Below are 15916 nucleotides of genomic sequence, written 5' to 3'. Positions count from 1 at the left end.
TGAGTTAGCTATTTTCATTCCTTTGCAATAAAGCTAGAGTGACTATTCGACTTTGCAGAGGAATGAGGAAATGCAAACAATACTAACCACGCAATGTGATGACGATGTTGGTCTGATCGCAAAAATTACTGGGCTCTGTTACGAGCATAATCTTAATATCACCCGCAACAATGAATTTGTTGATAAAGAAGCGAAACGCTTCTTTATGCGCACCGAATTAATCGGAGAACCCAGTGAGGCTTTTCTTGAGCAATTAAAAAGTCAGTTGCCATCAGGGGCCAAAGTTGAACTCTTTGACGAGTCAAAAAGAAAGGTGGTTTTACTGGCCACAAAAGAAGCGCACTGCCTTGGTGGTGTGCTACTTAAACAATACGAGCAAGCGTTTAACATCGAAGTACTGGCTGTCATTGCCAATTATCCAGATTTAGAAAAGCTGGTGTCTGGCTTTGATATTCCTTTTCATTGTATTTCACATGAAGGGTTAAGCCGTGCAGAACACGATAAGCTCGTTGGGGATGCTATTGCACAGTATCAACCTGATATTATTGGTCTTGCCAAATATATGCGTATTTTGTCACCTGAATTTGTTGCCCGCTTTGAGAACAAAGTGATTAATATCCATCACTCTTTCTTGCCTGCGTTTATTGGCGCAAAACCTTATCATCAAGCATTTGAGCGCGGCGTTAAGATTGTCGGTGCAACCGCACACTTTGTGAATAATGAACTCGATGAGGGGCCTATCATTGCACAGAATGTGACGCCAGTGACCCACATACACAATGCTGAAGCCATGGCAAAGATTGGTCGAGATATCGAGAAAACCGTGTTCTGTAATGCCTTACAACTCGCTTCTGAGCACAAGTTGTTTATCAACGGTAATCGGACTGTGGTATTTAGCTAACCACAACTCAGATTAGCTAGAACATTGAAGGGCTTGTTACAGCTGGGTATGGTCCACTGTGACAAGCTTTTTTGGGGACGCAGCACCAAGACATTCCTTGCCTGGTGCACTAAAAATATTCTATCGCATAACCGCTATATTTAACTCACTGCTTCTACGGGTTCTAATTGTAGTTTTGAAGCAATCAGTACAGCTTGAGTACGGTTATAAACGCCTAACTTTCTAAAAATAGCAGTAATATGTGCCTTTACTGTCGCTTCAGAAATATGTAATTCATAGGCAATTTGCTTATTCAGTAAACCTTCGTGTAGGTATTGTAATACTTTATATTGTTGTGGCGTGAGTGAAGCAACTTGTTGCGCGAGCTCTCTGTCTTCATTTTCAACATTGGCTACTTTATCTTTTATATTTTCTGGTAACCAAGTTTCTCCTTCGAGCACGGTTTCGATACCTTGTGCGATATCTTGTGTTGAGGAAGCTTTCGGAATGAAACCCATGGCGCCGTAGGCCATGACCTTAGAAATGATGCTGAGATCTTCACTGCCTGATACAACCACAATAGGCAGACTTGGGTAATCTTCACGAATACGGATAAGGCCGTATAAATCACCGCTGCCGGGCATATGTAGATCAAGTAAAAGTAAATCTAACTCGTCTTGCTCTGATAACACAGCAAGGGTACTGTCAAAACTTTCAGACTCGAAAACGGTTAAATCTTCAAACTGACTTTGCAATGCGCCTTTTAAAGCTTCCCTAAATAAAGGGTGATCATCCGCAATTAAAAACTGATTCATGCTTTTCTCCTAAAAATTCGGCTGTCATCTGAAAGAGGACAGCCGATATAGTACGATTAGAATTTAATGAAATTCAAGTTTTTAGCGTTCTATTAACGATTTAAACGATTTTCTATTAATTCATCTACTACAGTAGGATCGGCCAGTGTTGACGTATCACCTAGCTGTTGATGCTCATTTGCGGCGATCTTACGTAAAATACGGCGCATAATCTTACCAGAGCGTGTCTTAGGTAGACCCGGTGACCATTGGATCATATCTGGAGAAGCAATTGGACTTAACTCTTTACGAACCCAGTTACGCACTTCTTTTGTTAGCTCATCGCTTACCTGCACACCTTCATTCGGTGTCACATAAACATAAATACCTTGGCCTTTAATGTCATGCGGGTAACCAACTACGGCAGCTTCTGCAACTGCTTCGTGCGCAACTAGGGCACTTTCGATTTCAGCAGTACCTAGGCGGTGGCCTGATACGTTTAGTACGTCATCTACACGGCCTGTGATCCAGTAATAACCATCTTCATCACGACGACAACCATCACCTGTGAAGTAAACGCCTGGGTAAGCAGAGAAGTAAGTTTGCTCAAAACGCTCATGGTCACCATACACTGTACGCGCTTGTGACGGCCAGCTATCAAGAATAACTAAGTTACCTTCTGTTGCGCCTTGTAGTGTTTCACCCGCGGCATCAAATAGAGCCGGGGCAATACCAAAGAATGGACGTGTTGCCGAGCCTGGTTTCATATCTGTCGCACCTGGCAGTGGTGTGATCATGATGCCACCGGTTTCTGTTTGCCACCAAGTATCTACGATTGGGCATTTGCTATTACCAATGCGCTCATGGTACCAAGTCCACGCTTCAGGGTTGATTGGCTCACCTACTGAACCCATGATACGCAGTGAATCACGCTTTGAGCTAGCGGTTGGTTCATCGCCTTTCGCCATTAATGCGCGAATTGCCGTCGGAGCAGTATAAAGAATAGTTACTTTGTGCTTATCAACCACCTCACCAATACGACCTGCGCTTGGGTAAGTTGGTACACCTTCGAATACAACCTGAGTACAACCATTAGCTAGTGGGCCGTATGCCATGTAGCTGTGGCCTGTGATCCAACCCACATCGGCTGTACACCAGTAAATATCGTCTTCTTTAATATCGAACACATATTCATGGGTCATTGATGAATAAACGAGGTAACCACCGGTTGTATGTACCACACCTTTTGGTGTACCAGTCGAACCAGAAGTATAAAGAATGAATAATGGGTCTTCAGCATTCATTGGCGTTGGTTCACATTCAGCTGGTACATCAGCCGTTAACTCATGCCACCATACATCATGACCTTGCCAATCAACTTCACCACCCGTTAGTTGATGCACAACAACATGCTCAACCGTAGTCACACCGTCTTGAGAAACCGCTTCGTCAACATTGGCTTTAAGCGGAACTGTGTTACCACCGCGGCGGCCTTCATCAGAAGTAATCACTACTTTTGCGCCAGAATCTTTAATACGATCTGCGATTGCTGATGGTGAGAAACCACCGAATACCACTGAATGGATAGCACCAATACGTGCACAAGCTTGCATTGCATAAATTGCAAATGGCGTCATCGGCATATAAATCGCAACGCGGTCGCCTTTTTCAACACCTAGCTTTTTAAGGCCGTTGGCAAGTTTAGCCACTTCATCATGAAGCTGTTGAAACGTAATATTTTCGCTATGGTCTGGGCTATCGCCTTCCCAAATTAGCGCAACTTTATCGGCTTTGTCTTTAAGGTGGCGGTCGATACAGTTATAAGAAGCGTTCAGCTCACCATCTTCATACCAATTGATGCTGATGTGGCCTTTATCGAAAGAAGTGTTTTTAACTTTTGTGTAAGGGGTTGACCAATCAAGGCGTTTACCGTGTTCAGCCCAAAATGCTTCAGGATTGTCGATAGACTGTTGATATAAAGTTTCATACTGGTCGTTATTAACTAATGCATTGTTCTTGATAGCTTCAGGAACCGGATAAATGCTTTGTGACATAGTCATCTCCATATTAATTTACTTGCCCTTGGGCTTTCATCAAGGATCACTCAGGCGTTGCAGTTTAAGAATTAGACCTTAGTTGTATAAAGGTTAAAAAACAAACACAGATCATTTTTTGCAATAAAGTGCCTAAAATAGAACCAAACAGTACAACCCTATATTAAATAAATGAAAAATACAGCGTAAAATACGATTAACCACTATTTTTATAGACGAAATACTGCCACGAATTATTAATGGTCTGTGAACTGTTTGTTTATTACTCCACCTTAGTCGTATAGACCAAAGGCTAATTGAGCAAAAAGCGACCATCAACAACAGTGGGTATGAACTCTTATTCATGACAGCGTCGTTGCAATTTACAACGTAGCTTTAAGGAACATCAACTATGACAACTAAAAGTGTAGCAATTAAAACCCTTACAGCACTAGCAGTATCAAGCGCTCTAAGCCTACCCGCTCTAGCAGGTACAATCGAAGACACCAAAGTAAGCTATGGCGGTTACGTTAAGCTCGACGCTATCTGGAGTGACTTTTCTGACGGTACCTTAGGCGCACAACACATTGGCCGTGACTTCTATGTACCGGGCACAACTCCAGTATCTGCTTCTAGCAGTGAAGATGCGGTATTTGACATGCATGCCCGTCAATCTCGTTTTAACTTTGGCACCGCCACCAAACTTGAAGATGGCAGCACCATTAAAACGAAAATCGAACTAGACTTTATTGCCTCAACGGGTGGTAATGAGCGTGTGAGTAACTCTTACTCTCCGCGTATTCGTCAAGCATTTGTTACCTACAAAGGCTGGTTATTTGGTCAAGCTTGGTCAAACTTCCAAAACGTCGGTGCACTGCCTGAAACACTTGACTTTGTAGGGCCAGCCGAAGGTACAGTATTCGTTCGTCAAGCAATGGCGAAATATACCAGCGGTAACTTCTCATTCTCAGTAGAAAACCCAGAAAGCACAGTAACAACTGCTGATTCTGGCCGTGTTGTAACAGATGATGCATCTATGCCTGATTTCACAGCGCGTTATACACACAAAGCGGATTGGGGTAATTTTGTACTTACAGCGCTTGCACGTCAGCTCACTTACAAAATTGGCGCGGCTGATGAAAGCGAAACATCATTCGGTGTGAGTGCATCAGGTCGTGTGAACTTTGGTAAAAATAATCTGAAGTTTATGCTAACTCAAGGTGCTGGTCTTGGCCGTTATGTGGGTCTAAACGTTGCGAATGGCGCGGTATATGACGGCTCTAACCTGCATACTATTGACTCGACATCAGGTTTTGTTGCATATCAGCACCATTGGAATGACAAATTCCGTTCAACTTTCTTATATTCATTCTTCGAAGCGGATAATGTAACTGATGTACTAGGTGCTGGCTATAACCCAACTAAATCAAGCATGAGCTACAGTGCTAACTTACTTTACTCTCCAGTTAAAAAGCTGACTTTTGGTGCTGAATATAAAGTAGGTACTCGTGAGACTGAAAGTGGTGTAGATGGTGATTTAAACCGTATTCAAATGTCTGTGAAATACGTGTTCTAAACTCCCGACTTGTCCATAGCTAGCTTTCTAAATAGGAAAGCTAGCAAACTATGGGCTAAGTTTTTTAGCGGCATTATGCCGCTTTATTTTTTCTTTTTACTTTGTCTTTTTACATCGAAGACACAAATTATTCTTCGACTAGCTGCTCACTTCTGAAAAAGCCATCTTCATCAGACAATAAATCAACCAGTTCAGGCAACACTTCATCCATGGTCTTTTTTAGTGTCCAAGGCGGATTAATAACCATCATGCCTGAAGCCGTCATACCATGTACATCAGTATCAGCACTGGTTGCCAGCTCAAATAATTGAATGTTTCTAACGCCCGACTCTTTTAAGGTTTGCTCCATTAAGTCAATGCGCTCTCTGTCCACAACCGGATACCAGATCATGTAGGTGCCAGAGCTAAATTTTTTGTGTGCCTTGATGATCATTTTAACGGCATGCTGATAGTCGGTTTTTATTTCATACGGCGGATCCATTAACACGCAAGCTCTTCTTGAAGCTGGTGGCACCAAACCTTGTAAACCTTTAAAACCATCTTCCCCTTTTACACGGAGAGATTTTTTATGCTGAGTGTTTTTTTCAAGTAAAGCTAAATCTTGCGGATGCAATTCAAAGAACCAGCCTTTGTCTTGGCGACGTAAAAACTGCTCTGCCACTTTTGGTGAGCCTGGGTAAAACGATAATGACGCTTCGTTCATACCTTTAACCAGTTCGACAAAATCTATAATTGCTTGGTTTTGGCCTTGGTAGTGCCAAAGCTTACCAATGCCATCTAGATATTCTTGTGTCTTTTGCGAATCGGCGCCTGCTAATTCAAAAAAACCAGCGCCTGAATGCGTATCAATGTAATCAAACGGCTTGTCTTTTTTAGTCATATACTCCAGCACTTGTGCCAGAACAAGGTGTTTGATGATGTCAGCAGGGTTGCCCGCATGAAATGAATGTCGATAACTCAGCATAATTGCGCCCAAAAGTGTTTACCTGAGCACTCACTCAGGTTAGAAGAAAACAACTTGCATTATCGCCTAATTGCCATCAGATATAAACGACACTGCTCAGAGAAATATAAAATTAAGAAGCGCTCAACTATTTAAAATAGTATTTATTACATGTATTAGAGCTGAATTTACCTAAATATGACTAAATAATGACAAAATGCACCGCAAAGCTAGGTATTTGCTAGCATCCTTAGTCAGTTTGTTTTACATTTGTACCATATATAACAGTCAATAGAGCGCCTTTATGAACAACGAAACTCTCCCAAAACTCGAACAATTGATTGATGAACTGATCAACCAAAATAATCGTTTAAATAACGAACTTTCAGAGCTTAAAGCTCAAAATGAAAAACTAGTTGATGAAAACGAAACTCTTCAGCTAGAAGTACTTGAAAGCGAAGAAAAGCAAAAAGAGACAAGCCAAACTTTATCTGGCCTGTTGAGCAAGCTACAGAGTGCAACTCAGGCTAGCTAATGTCACAAAAAACCATTCAAGTTGAAGTGAGCCTGCTTGGCAAAACACATCAATTTGCCTGCACTGAGGGGCAAGAGCCCGCGCTCCTCGATGCTGCAGCCTTGCTTAATAGCACGGTAGAAGAAATGAAGCAGCGCAGTTCTATACGCACTGAACACAACGCATTACTGATGGCCGCATTGCACCTGTGTCACGACTTACAAGCACAGAAAACTGCGCAAGAAAACCTAATCACAAAACTTTCTTCTCATCTAGCAAGCAGTGAAGAGTAATTCTCTTTCATCAATTCGCATAATCGGTTAAATTACGTGCAACTTTGAATTGCACAGTAATATTCTATTTGATTATGCGATTTTTCTTCGCCCTGCTTTTTATTTTTATCTCAAGTTCAGTTTCTGCAACACAATGGCTAAAGTTCGATGACAAGACTTTTTTGATAGCCCCTCCGTCTGACGCCCGCTACCTCACAAGCAATCAGGCAGTTTTGGTCGGTCAAAGATGCGCGGCTATTATTGATGCACATGGAGACTTTAGCGCACTAGAAAATTTTGTAAGCGAAGTAAAGAAACGAATTCCCCAACCTATTTGTTATTTATTTAGCACCAGCAGCGATGAAGAACAAATCTTAGGGATGATGCTGCTAGCGAATGAATTTCCTGATGCGATATGGCATGCACCGAGTCATGTTTCAAAGTATTTCAATGAATACCAAAATGCCTTAAAAGATAAACTTTCGCGATTTGAAAAAAGCCTACATCTCAGTCAATCTCGATTAGAAACACACTCTAATGTTCAGATGCAGCAACGGCTGAATAAAGCTAAGGGGCGTATTGAAAAGTGGCAAAGTACAGCCTTTTCCTCCCCTACTTTATTAAAGGCTGCTCAAGTGACTCTAGATTTAGGCGCGCATTCCCTTGTCGTAGAAGAAATTGAAGGCGCGACACAAGGCGACCTAAGTATACTAAGTCATCATAATCTCGGATTGTTTGCAGGCTTAACAGCGGATCCTATCCCCTATGTACAGGACAGTGATTTAGAGGCTTGGTTAGCAACAATCAAAAAACTACGAAACTCTGAAAAAGTGACTTGGTTACTACCAGCACAAGGTAAGCCATATAAGCTCAAAGCGTTACAAAAACCAATTTCCTTCTTAGAGGCCGCAATCAACAGCGACTCGATGGTGATGCCAGAAGCATTGCTGGCAATGTACAAAACGGATGAGCTCACACAAACTCGGTTAAGATTAATGTATGAGCTGGCTAAAAACAGACAGGCGCAAAAAATGCAAAAGCAAGGGACAGTGCTATAATCTGACAGGGAGCATGGGTATGAATATACATTTAAGACGCATTTTATTGTGTATTGGGTTGCTAGTACTAACAGCATGCCAAAGTACCTCTACACCTCATCAAAACGCCCCAGCTGAACCCCATGAAATTGCGGCGCTGTTTAACCAATCTACGCCTGAATATAAACCCTATCTAGCAGATAAAAAAACACAAGAAGACATACACTCCAGTATTACACCTGAAGTTAGACCTATTGTTTACGACGATCTTTGGCAAGAAATAATTGCCAGTTTAGCCTTTGACATAGTGCCGACACCTCGCTTGCAAAAACGCATTGACTGGTATTTGAAACAGCCCGATTACTTGTTAAAAGTGAATAAGCGTGCAAAACCTTATCTGTTTCATATTGCCGAAAAGATAAAGCAAAAAGGCTTACCCATGGATATGGTGTTACTGCCTTTTGTTGAGAGTGACTTTCGTCCTAAGGTGCACTCTAGTCAAAGTGCTGTGGGTATTTGGCAGCTAATGGATAGCACCGCCTATCACTTTGGTGTAACAACCGATGAGTGGTACGACGGCAGACAAGACGTGTTAGCTTCAACCGATGCCGCCCTTGATTATTTAGTTTATCTATACCAACGCTTTAACGGTGATTGGTTACATGCGCTCGCAGCCTATAACACCGGAGAGGGCCGAGTAAAAAAAGCGATTCGAAAAAGTAAAAAGCAAGGCAAGCATGGCTATTTCTGGCAGCTCAAACTCCCTTCTGAGACCGCTGATTACGTACCTAAACTACTCGCTTTAAGCTATTTGCTTCAGGCCAAGCACCCAAATTTCAAGGTGCCTAAGCTGCCTAACTATGCTTTAACCAGTGAAGTCGACTTTGCTCAGCGTTTTGATTTTTCAGTACTTGCCTCACTCACAGGGGTTAGTAAAAAACAACTCCACCAGCTAAACCCCGGCTACCTACAACACCAAAGTGCCCCAGAAGGTCCTCATAAAGTATTGTTACCCCTGACCGAAAAACAACTGTGGCAAAGTGACTTTTTTCAAAACTACTTTAGCCAAACTTATACCGTGGTTAAAAATGACACCTTTTATGGTTTAGCACGTCGCTTCAATACCTCGGTCAATACACTAATGGCACTCAACAATAAGCAAACGAGTCTTTTAAAAGTGGGTGAAGTACTAAAAATAAAAAAAGCACAACCACTCGACAACTTAATGCTTGAATATCAAGTAAGCCCTTATCTGGCCCAAGAAGAAAAACAGCCAGTGTTAACCATGGAGCATGAATACATCATTCAAAATGGCGATTCTCTTTGGGAGATCAGCAAACAATTCAATGTACCCGTAAAAGATTTACTGACATGGAATAACCTAAAAAGCACTAGTTTGCTAAAACCTGGTAAAAAGCTATTACTGCATTTACCCAGACCTGCACAAACACCTAAAAAGCCTGAACCGAAAAAGTTTCTTTCTGAGCTAGAGCAACTCGTAAAGCCGAATACTTCTCCTTAACACTCGCACTAAATGCTTTGCTCACGTAAAATGTGCGCCAAACTGAGATAAGAGAGAAAAACATGCAAATTACTAAAGATACGGCTGTTGAGTTTCACTACACGTTAAGTGAAGCAGGTGAGCAAATTGAAACAAGCACAAATGCTGAGCCATTAACTTACCTTCACGGTACTGAAGGCATGCTACCAGGTCTAGAAGCAGCGCTTGAAGGCAAAGCCGCAGGCGACAAATTCAGTGTGACACTTGAGCCAAAAGACAGCTACGGAGAGTATCAAGAAGGTTTAATTCAGCGTATTCCTATTAAACACTTACAGGGACTTGGCAACAACAAAGTATGGAAGCCGGGCATGAGTGCCATTGTTGAATCAAATCAAGGTCGCCATCAAGTAAGCATTGTAAAAGTTGGCCGTTTTAACGCAGACTGTGATTTAAACCACCCTTTTGCAGGTAAAACACTGACATTTGATGTTGAAGTGGTATCTGTACGTGAAGCGACGGCTGAAGAGTTATCTCACGGTCATGTTCACGGTGAAGGTGGTTGCGGTCACTAATTTTAGATTGAATAACTTATTATGAATAAAGTTGCCATCGTAACAGGTGGCAGCTTTGGCATCGGCCTCGCCGTTGTTGAAAAGCTGCTATCAGAAAACTACCAAGTCTATAATCTCGATATTGCCCCTTCTGAGGTTGGCAGTTTCGTAGAGTGTGATGTCAGTTGTGTCGCTACAGTAAAACAGTGCATTGCTGAAATTATTTCGCAAACAGGTCGTGTTGACGCCCTAGTTTCTAATGCTGGTAAGCATTTAAGTGCCACCATTGAAGATACCGATGAAGCCACGTTAGACGCATTATTTAACTTGAATGTAAAAGGCGCTTACGCAGCCATTCAAGCTGTTTTACCAAGCATGAAAGCACAAAATAATGGCGCGATTGTGTTAATGGCATCCGACCAAGCCATCATAGGTAAACCGAACTCGTTTGCGTATAACCTGACTAAGTCGTCATTGGCTTCAATGGCAAAAACCACGGCGCTTGATTACGCTAAGTTTAACATTCGCGCTAATGCCGTGTGCCCAGGCACCATAGAAACGCCGCTATTCCACCATGCCATTGATAAATACTGTGAAAAGAGCGGTGCTAACAAAGCAGAAATCGTGGCTGAAGAAGCGCAACTACAGCCATTAGGCCGATTGGGCCAAGCTCATGAAGTTGCTGCACTCACCGCATTTTTACTGTCTGATGATGCTAGCTTTATCACAGGCAGCCTACAAAGCATCGATGGGGGCTATACAGCACAATGATGCAGATAATTGATCCACACTTACACTTTTTTGACTTAAGTTTGGGTCAATATCATTGGCTCACTCAAGGCTCTGGTCCCAACTGGCCGAATCTAGATAAAATTAAGCAAAACCACTATTATGCCGATTTAGCCAATACTGAATTTGCAGTACATAGCTTTGTGCACATAGAGGCAGGGTTTAATAATGCCAAGCCAAGTGCTGAGCTTGCATGGCTTGCCAGTAGTACGCCTGAACACGTCCCTTTTAAAGCCATCAGCTACATTCAAATAGACAGTGAATCTGACATCTTTCAACAACAATTAACTGAGTTACTATCAGCACCTAACTTTATTGGTATTCGTGATATTACCGAAGGCCAAACTTATCTTAGGTTATTGTCTGATAACACCAAAACAAACTTGAACACGCTCGCTGAACACGGCTTAGTCTTTGAAGCGCAATTTGAGCTTTGCCATCTTGATGCAGTAAAAGCATTGCTCAAAAGTGCCACACTTCATCCTAATTTTAAGATTGTTATTAACCACGCTGGCTTTATTGATAACCTGCATGATTACACAAGCGCACTCTCATTATTAAGAGATACAAATAACATCTTTATTAAGTTTTCTGGTCAGGAACACTGCGCTGATGCTTTATGCCCAAAGGCAAAATTAAATCTCTTATTAGAATACTTTGGCGAAGATAGAGTGATGTTTGCTTCTAACTATCCCGTTTGTTTAATGCGAGAGGATTATTTAAAAGTGTGGCAAGGTTACAGACAACTCGTGGATGACTATGCCACTTGGCACAAACTCAGCTTTACGAATGCTGAGCGATTTTATTTCGGCTAACTAAAATCAAGCTACCCTATGTTGGCAGTTTATTTTGACGCTCTGATCCTAACTAAGTCATAGGCCTTTAAACTAGGCACAATGGCTTGTAAGCGCGCTTCAGTTTCATCTAGTGAGTTTAAGCACTCACAGTATTCTTCGGCTTTATCTTCAAGCTGCTCCGCTTTCTTTTTTAGAGATTTATCGATTTCTTTGGAGATGATCTCCATACGCTGGCCCATGTCTGTAATGCGATCTTCAATATTACCTTCGCGAGATTTAAAGGCATCACCGAGTGACACTAGAATTGAGCCTAGTGAGCCATGAATTGCAGAATGGATCTTTTGACTGATCTCTTGAGTAAAGAAGTCGTCAATTTTAGACAGTGACTGAGGCGCAATAAAAAAGAAGTCATCTCCGCGTTTGAACTTGTCCATCAGCGCACGTTCGACATATTGCAACTGAGTCTTTAATACTTCCGGCTCCTTGTCTGACATGCCTTCGACAATTTGCTCAATGGCACTTAAACCAAGATTTACACCATCTGTAGCAAGACTCACAAGCTCTGGAACCGTATCGCGTATGCCCAGTGCGTATTCTTTCAAGACCTTGGTTTCTTCATCACTGAGTTGAATATAGTAGCCTTTAATGAGCAACTGTTCGTCGTTATTGATTTGCACGCGGGTTTGACCTTTATCGACGATACGGATCACTGAATCAGTGATGATCAAGCCATGATCTAGCTCAACATCACATTTATCACTGGCCCAAACTGAGCCAGTAAACAGCGTTGTTAGTAACAGTGATTTAAACAAGTGTCTCAAAATAAAGCCCCATGAAATTAAGGCGCACAGATTAGCAAATTCTCTCTTGAAGCTAAATCTATTTTGCGTAACGTACCAGTCTTAATCGACCAGTCTGCGTTTTTTTGAGATACCTGTTCTTGCCGTCAGAAACTTGGAACGTCCAGGCATATTGAGGCTCAAGCGTCACCGTCGTGCTAGACCAGTAATCTCCCTCTTCGCCACTGATTAATTCGTTACTAAAAAGAAATACGCCTAGCTCAAGTTGCGGCAACGCAGGCGATGCACAACTGTGATCAATAATACTTGCAAGCTCTTTAATGTTAGGTACATGCCAGTCTGTGAAGCCTGCATGACTATTATCGTTAGCCTCTAATAGTGCTTGTTGCCAAGTGAGTTTCTGTGTACTGCCAATACAGGTTTTATTATCAGCATTATAATTAAGCCCAACTTCGCATTGTTGCCACATGAGGCCAGTGCTTCTATCTAATACAACACCTTCAGCCTCATCAATTTCAAAACGATCACCAGGCTCAATAAAGCCAACCGGATTGGTTGCTTCGCTAATACATACTTGGGCCGAAGCACTTATGCTCATAAGTAAGACCGGCAGTAAAAAAGTGTGTTTAGTTACCATTATTCGACACCTCTCTGACAAGTCGGATATAAGCCTTGGTAGACTGTTCTAATTCAACCGTTTCACCTGTCAGCATATCAAAAGCATACGCTTCAATTAGGTTTGAATTATTAGTTGCACCTTCAATACTTACCTGTGAAGTCCAGTAAAAGCTGTTGCTATTCCATTGCGGGTTAGCTATAGCAGGAAAGTAATTAGGATCTAACACATAAGAGCTTCCTGATACCTCACCATAATTAAAGATGCCCATCAGCTCAGTGAAAGTCGGCAAGCGCCAGTTTCGGCCTCCACAATAGTTTGTCGCGTTTACATCATCAATATACTGTTGTGTATCACAATAGGTATTACTAGGGCATGTTGATACATTCGTCCCTCGCGTACCGTTCGGGTAATTCGTTAAAAACCAGGTATAGGTATTTCGTGTATCGCGAAGTGGTGTATTTGGAGGAGTCGCAATATTTGGCTGTTTTACCTCCCAAATCAGCCCTGTGTTGTTGTCTTTAACACAGCTAAAACTACTGGTGGAACTATCGATAATAGGTCTTGCATTCTCATCTAGCTTAGTAAAATCGAAAGATGCAAGGCCAGCACCTGTTTTTCCCTCATTCTGCACAAAGCTATCTCTACCAAGTTCAGCATCTTGCCTCGGGAAAACATCACTTTCACAGTCTATAACCGTTTCACTGTCAAAACAGCGTTGTTGACCACTGTCATTTAAATTCTCACCGACAGCCCGCCTTTGCACACTGACTTCCATAGTATCTTTATCAGTAAAACCACCTGGTTCTGAAACAGTAACTTGAAATTTTAACAATGAAGCGATATCAACATCAGGCGCGGTAAATGTTGTTTGGCATAACGTTGGATCTGTAATTAAATCTTCAAGCTGAGTTTTTGGTCGTTCTATCTGCTCCCACAAACATGTGTATTCTCCCGATGAGGACAAACTCGCTGTGGCATTCAACTCACCTTTATCAAACTCGATGACTTTTATATCTTCACCCGCATCAGCAAAAACCACTTGCGCATTCTTATACAAGGTCAATGAGAACTCAGTGCTACTTTGTCCGCCTTCGTCATCTGTTAAAGTCAGCTTAAACCTTGCTGTGTCATTCGCAGATAACAATGGGTGAATGAATTTTAAGGTTATTTGATCATTGCGTTCAAAAGTCAGTTCAGGGCCACTGACTTGCTCCCACAAATACTCAATGATTTTTCCGTTCTCATCAGGGTCTTTAGACTCGTCTGCACTTAACGTGATTTCGTCTTTGTATTGCAGCTCATCTCTATCAGGTAAGGTTTTTTTTATATGAGGGATCGGTAACTGGTTTCTAGAACCTATCGCAATCGTCACCGTGTCAGAAACCAATACACCACTTGGTGCTAGGTATTCAACTTTAATCGTGGCTGAGGTGTCTGTTTTTACATCTGGTGCAGCGAGTTTTAGCTCTTTACCTTCTTGCGGAAACCCCTCCATAGAGGGACCTTCCATCACTTGCCAAGTATATGTGCCACCAGCAGGTGAGCCTATGGCTGAAAGTGTAAACTCAGCTTTTTCTTCAACACTAAAGTCACTGCCAGCGTTAACACTGGCATTTTCAACGGTATCATTGGAGTCGGAGCCTCCACCGCCACATCCTAAAAGTAAAAAACTCGCTACAACACTTAGCGATGCTCGACGCAACATAGACGCTCCTAATAGAATTAGAGATAGCTATCTTGATGTATACGCACAAATAATTTTGTACCGACCTTACTATAATCGACTTTGTATTCGCGGCCATCAAGCGCTTGGATAAACAACAAACGTTTTACTTCCCCAAAAACATCGGCACTTGCGACTTGAACAACTTCTAAATAACGCTCTTTACCTTCGCGTCGGTTTCTTGGCAGTTCTTCTTTAAATGGCACAAGTCCATTCGCTGTTACTTTAATTTTTGGGTGTGCCTCACCATTTACAATTACTAGGTCGAGCTTCTTTTCTTTATGAATAATGGTATTTCGACCACTTTTAATAAAGGCTCTTTCTGTACTCATGAATCGTTCCTGTTACTTCTTGCAACGGTGGCCTGTTTATCAAGCAATTCTTGGACCACCATTTCTGGATTTAATTTCCAGTGGTTCAATAGGTTTGAAAAATCCCATATATCCCTATCTAACACATTTGCAGGTAACAGCAAATGATAACCTGTCAACGTGTGTAAATGTTGCATCCGATTTGCGAACATGGCGATTAAACCGGTATAAGTTTGACCCGAGCCCGCTTGGAACTCACTTGGTTCAACAAGCCATTTTGATGGGCAGGAGCCGGATTTGCAATGCATTTTAACAGCTTGTAAAAAAATATGCCGCTGTTCAATTAATAATTTGCACGCTAATCGAGGGTGTAAGTCGTTTAAGAAGCTTGCTTCATCTTTGAGCTTTATCCCAACAGCATTTAATTCTGCTTGTTCAAAGCCATCAGTTGCTACAGGTACTCCAATAGATAATAGGTTAGATGTATCGACACTCCACTCACCAACTTTATGATAGTAGGTAATTTTTCTATGATCCAATTGAAAGCTATAGAAAGGCTCCCGGCTTTTCAAAAAGCCTAAAATCACCGCCATAATCGCGGTAGCCACAAATACGATTTCGATAATACTAATTGGCGTTGCTCTGAGCGTCACAAACAACATAACGATAGCAATGGCAACACCACCAACCAGCATAAACTCGATACTAAATCGGTTTGCAGAAGCCCTTAAAAAAACATGTTTCGTTGATTCAGCCATTGTAGAAACCAAAATAAA

17 protein-coding genes are annotated in these 15916 nt (G+C 41.9%); 9 read left to right on the top strand and 8 right to left on the bottom strand.

From position 1 onward, the window contains the following. Window positions 1-70 precede the first annotated feature (70 nt). Window positions 71-901, top strand: coding sequence for a formyltetrahydrofolate deformylase (gene purU / locus ACXAC4_RS02170; protein ID WP_475158683.1), 831 nt, complete (start codon window positions 71-73; stop codon window positions 899-901). A 140-nt stretch (window positions 902-1041) separates the two neighbouring features. Here purU and ACXAC4_RS02165 read toward each other — a convergent pair whose 3' ends face one another. Beyond that, window positions 1042-1695, bottom strand: a complete 654-nt coding sequence (locus ACXAC4_RS02165; protein ID WP_138479791.1) for a response regulator transcription factor — start codon at window positions 1693-1695, stop codon at window positions 1042-1044. A 92-nt stretch (window positions 1696-1787) separates the two neighbouring features. Beyond that, entirely contained in the window at window positions 1788-3728 is a 1941-nt protein-coding gene (acs, locus tag ACXAC4_RS02160; RefSeq protein ID WP_475158681.1) for an acetate--CoA ligase, read from the bottom strand. Between the two features lie 391 nt (window positions 3729-4119). Here acs and ACXAC4_RS02155 point away from each other — a divergent pair, with 391 nt between their 5' ends. Continuing rightward, window positions 4120-5283, top strand: a complete 1164-nt coding sequence (locus tag ACXAC4_RS02155) for a DcaP family trimeric outer membrane transporter (protein ID WP_138479787.1) — start codon at window positions 4120-4122, stop codon at window positions 5281-5283. Between the two features lie 127 nt (window positions 5284-5410). Here ACXAC4_RS02155 and ACXAC4_RS02150 read toward each other — a convergent pair whose 3' ends face one another. Beyond that, a complete protein-coding gene (locus tag ACXAC4_RS02150) occupies window positions 5411-6247 on the bottom strand; it encodes a 23S rRNA (adenine(2030)-N(6))-methyltransferase RlmJ (protein ID WP_475158678.1) in 837 nt (278 codons plus the stop codon). Window positions 6248-6530: 283 nt separating this feature from the next. Here ACXAC4_RS02150 and zapB point away from each other — a divergent pair, with 283 nt between their 5' ends. From zapB to ACXAC4_RS02115, 7 genes are all read left to right on the top strand, one after another. Continuing rightward, window positions 6531-6761: a cell division protein ZapB gene (zapB, locus tag ACXAC4_RS02145; RefSeq protein ID WP_058028813.1), complete on the top strand. Its 231-nt coding sequence runs from the start codon at window positions 6531-6533 to the stop codon at window positions 6759-6761. Next, on the top strand, window positions 6761-7033 hold the full coding sequence (locus ACXAC4_RS02140; RefSeq protein WP_475158677.1) for a cell division protein ZapA: 273 nt from the start codon (window positions 6761-6763) through the stop codon (window positions 7031-7033). The genes zapB and ACXAC4_RS02140 overlap by 1 nt, the downstream gene beginning before the upstream one ends. Before the next feature lie 161 nt (window positions 7034-7194). Then, a complete protein-coding gene (locus tag ACXAC4_RS02135) occupies window positions 7195-8070 on the top strand; it encodes an MBL fold metallo-hydrolase (RefSeq protein WP_475158675.1) in 876 nt (291 codons plus the stop codon). Between the two features lie 19 nt (window positions 8071-8089). Then, a complete protein-coding gene (locus ACXAC4_RS02130; protein WP_475158674.1) occupies window positions 8090-9571 on the top strand; it encodes a LysM peptidoglycan-binding domain-containing protein in 1482 nt (493 codons plus the stop codon). A 62-nt stretch (window positions 9572-9633) separates the two neighbouring features. Then, window positions 9634-10122, top strand: coding sequence for an FKBP-type peptidyl-prolyl cis-trans isomerase (locus ACXAC4_RS02125; RefSeq protein ID WP_138479777.1), 489 nt, complete (start codon window positions 9634-9636; stop codon window positions 10120-10122). 21 nt (window positions 10123-10143) lie between these two features. Next, complete coding sequence (locus ACXAC4_RS02120; RefSeq protein WP_475158673.1) at window positions 10144-10872, top strand: SDR family NAD(P)-dependent oxidoreductase; 729 nt, start codon at window positions 10144-10146, stop codon at window positions 10870-10872. Beyond that, window positions 10869-11705 carry an amidohydrolase family protein gene (locus tag ACXAC4_RS02115; protein ID WP_475158671.1) on the top strand — a complete coding sequence of 279 codons (837 nt, stop codon included), beginning with the start codon at window positions 10869-10871 and terminating at the stop codon, window positions 11703-11705. Before ACXAC4_RS02120 ends, ACXAC4_RS02115 begins: the two co-directional genes overlap by 4 nt. A 29-nt stretch (window positions 11706-11734) precedes the next feature. Here ACXAC4_RS02115 and ACXAC4_RS02110 read toward each other — a convergent pair whose 3' ends face one another. The 5 genes from ACXAC4_RS02110 to ACXAC4_RS02090 are packed head-to-tail and all read right to left on the bottom strand — an operon-like array spanning window position 11735 to window position 15898. Then, window positions 11735-12511, bottom strand: a complete 777-nt coding sequence (locus ACXAC4_RS02110; protein WP_475164032.1) for a YggN family protein — start codon at window positions 12509-12511, stop codon at window positions 11735-11737. A 55-nt stretch (window positions 12512-12566) separates the two neighbouring features. Beyond that, complete coding sequence (locus ACXAC4_RS02105) at window positions 12567-13085, bottom strand: Lcl C-terminal domain-containing protein (protein ID WP_475158670.1); 519 nt, start codon at window positions 13083-13085, stop codon at window positions 12567-12569. A gap of 28 nt (window positions 13086-13113) precedes the next feature. Continuing rightward, complete coding sequence (locus ACXAC4_RS02100; protein WP_475158668.1) at window positions 13114-14811, bottom strand: Lcl C-terminal domain-containing protein; 1698 nt, start codon at window positions 14809-14811, stop codon at window positions 13114-13116. Between the two features lie 17 nt (window positions 14812-14828). Further along, window positions 14829-15161: a hypothetical protein gene (locus ACXAC4_RS02095; RefSeq protein WP_475158665.1), complete on the bottom strand. Its 333-nt coding sequence runs from the start codon at window positions 15159-15161 to the stop codon at window positions 14829-14831. Further along, entirely contained in the window at window positions 15158-15898 is a 741-nt protein-coding gene (locus tag ACXAC4_RS02090; RefSeq protein ID WP_475158664.1) for a DUF2982 domain-containing protein, read from the bottom strand. Before ACXAC4_RS02090 ends, ACXAC4_RS02095 begins: the two co-directional genes overlap by 4 nt. Window positions 15899-15916: the final 18 nt, after the last annotated feature.

Source organism: Pseudoalteromonas sp. AWM4_233, assembly GCF_056158285.1.
This window is presented reverse-complemented; position numbering and strand designations above follow the sequence as displayed.

Bases quoted from the DNA above. Each gene is read 5' to 3' on its own strand.
- ACXAC4_RS02115 (WP_475158671.1), top strand. From the start codon at position 10,869: ATGATGCAGATAATTGATCCACACTTACACTTTTTTGACTTAAGTTTG.
- ACXAC4_RS02130 (WP_475158674.1), top strand. From the start codon at position 8,090: ATGAATATACATTTAAGACGCATTTTATTGTGTATTGGGTTGCTAGTA.
- ACXAC4_RS02100 (WP_475158668.1), bottom strand. From the start codon at position 14,811: ATGTTGCGTCGAGCATCGCTAAGTGTTGTAGCGAGTTTTTTACTTTTA.
- ACXAC4_RS02165 (WP_138479791.1), bottom strand. From the start codon at position 1,695: ATGAATCAGTTTTTAATTGCGGATGATCACCCTTTATTTAGGGAAGCT.
- ACXAC4_RS02150 (WP_475158678.1), bottom strand. From the start codon at position 6,247: ATGCTGAGTTATCGACATTCATTTCATGCGGGCAACCCTGCTGACATC.
- ACXAC4_RS02095 (WP_475158665.1), bottom strand. From the start codon at position 15,161: ATGAGTACAGAAAGAGCCTTTATTAAAAGTGGTCGAAATACCATTATT.
- acs (WP_475158681.1), bottom strand. From the start codon at position 3,728: ATGTCACAAAGCATTTATCCGGTTCCTGAAGCTATCAAGAACAATGCA.
- ACXAC4_RS02155 (WP_138479787.1), top strand. From the start codon at position 4,120: ATGACAACTAAAAGTGTAGCAATTAAAACCCTTACAGCACTAGCAGTA.
- ACXAC4_RS02090 (WP_475158664.1), bottom strand. From the start codon at position 15,898: ATGGCTGAATCAACGAAACATGTTTTTTTAAGGGCTTCTGCAAACCGA.
- ACXAC4_RS02125 (WP_138479777.1), top strand. From the start codon at position 9,634: ATGCAAATTACTAAAGATACGGCTGTTGAGTTTCACTACACGTTAAGT.
- ACXAC4_RS02120 (WP_475158673.1), top strand. From the start codon at position 10,144: ATGAATAAAGTTGCCATCGTAACAGGTGGCAGCTTTGGCATCGGCCTC.
- purU (WP_475158683.1), top strand. From the start codon at position 71: ATGCAAACAATACTAACCACGCAATGTGATGACGATGTTGGTCTGATC.
- ACXAC4_RS02140 (WP_475158677.1), top strand. From the start codon at position 6,761: ATGTCACAAAAAACCATTCAAGTTGAAGTGAGCCTGCTTGGCAAAACA.
- ACXAC4_RS02105 (WP_475158670.1), bottom strand. From the start codon at position 13,085: ATGAGCATAAGTGCTTCGGCCCAAGTATGTATTAGCGAAGCAACCAAT.
- zapB (WP_058028813.1), top strand. From the start codon at position 6,531: ATGAACAACGAAACTCTCCCAAAACTCGAACAATTGATTGATGAACTG.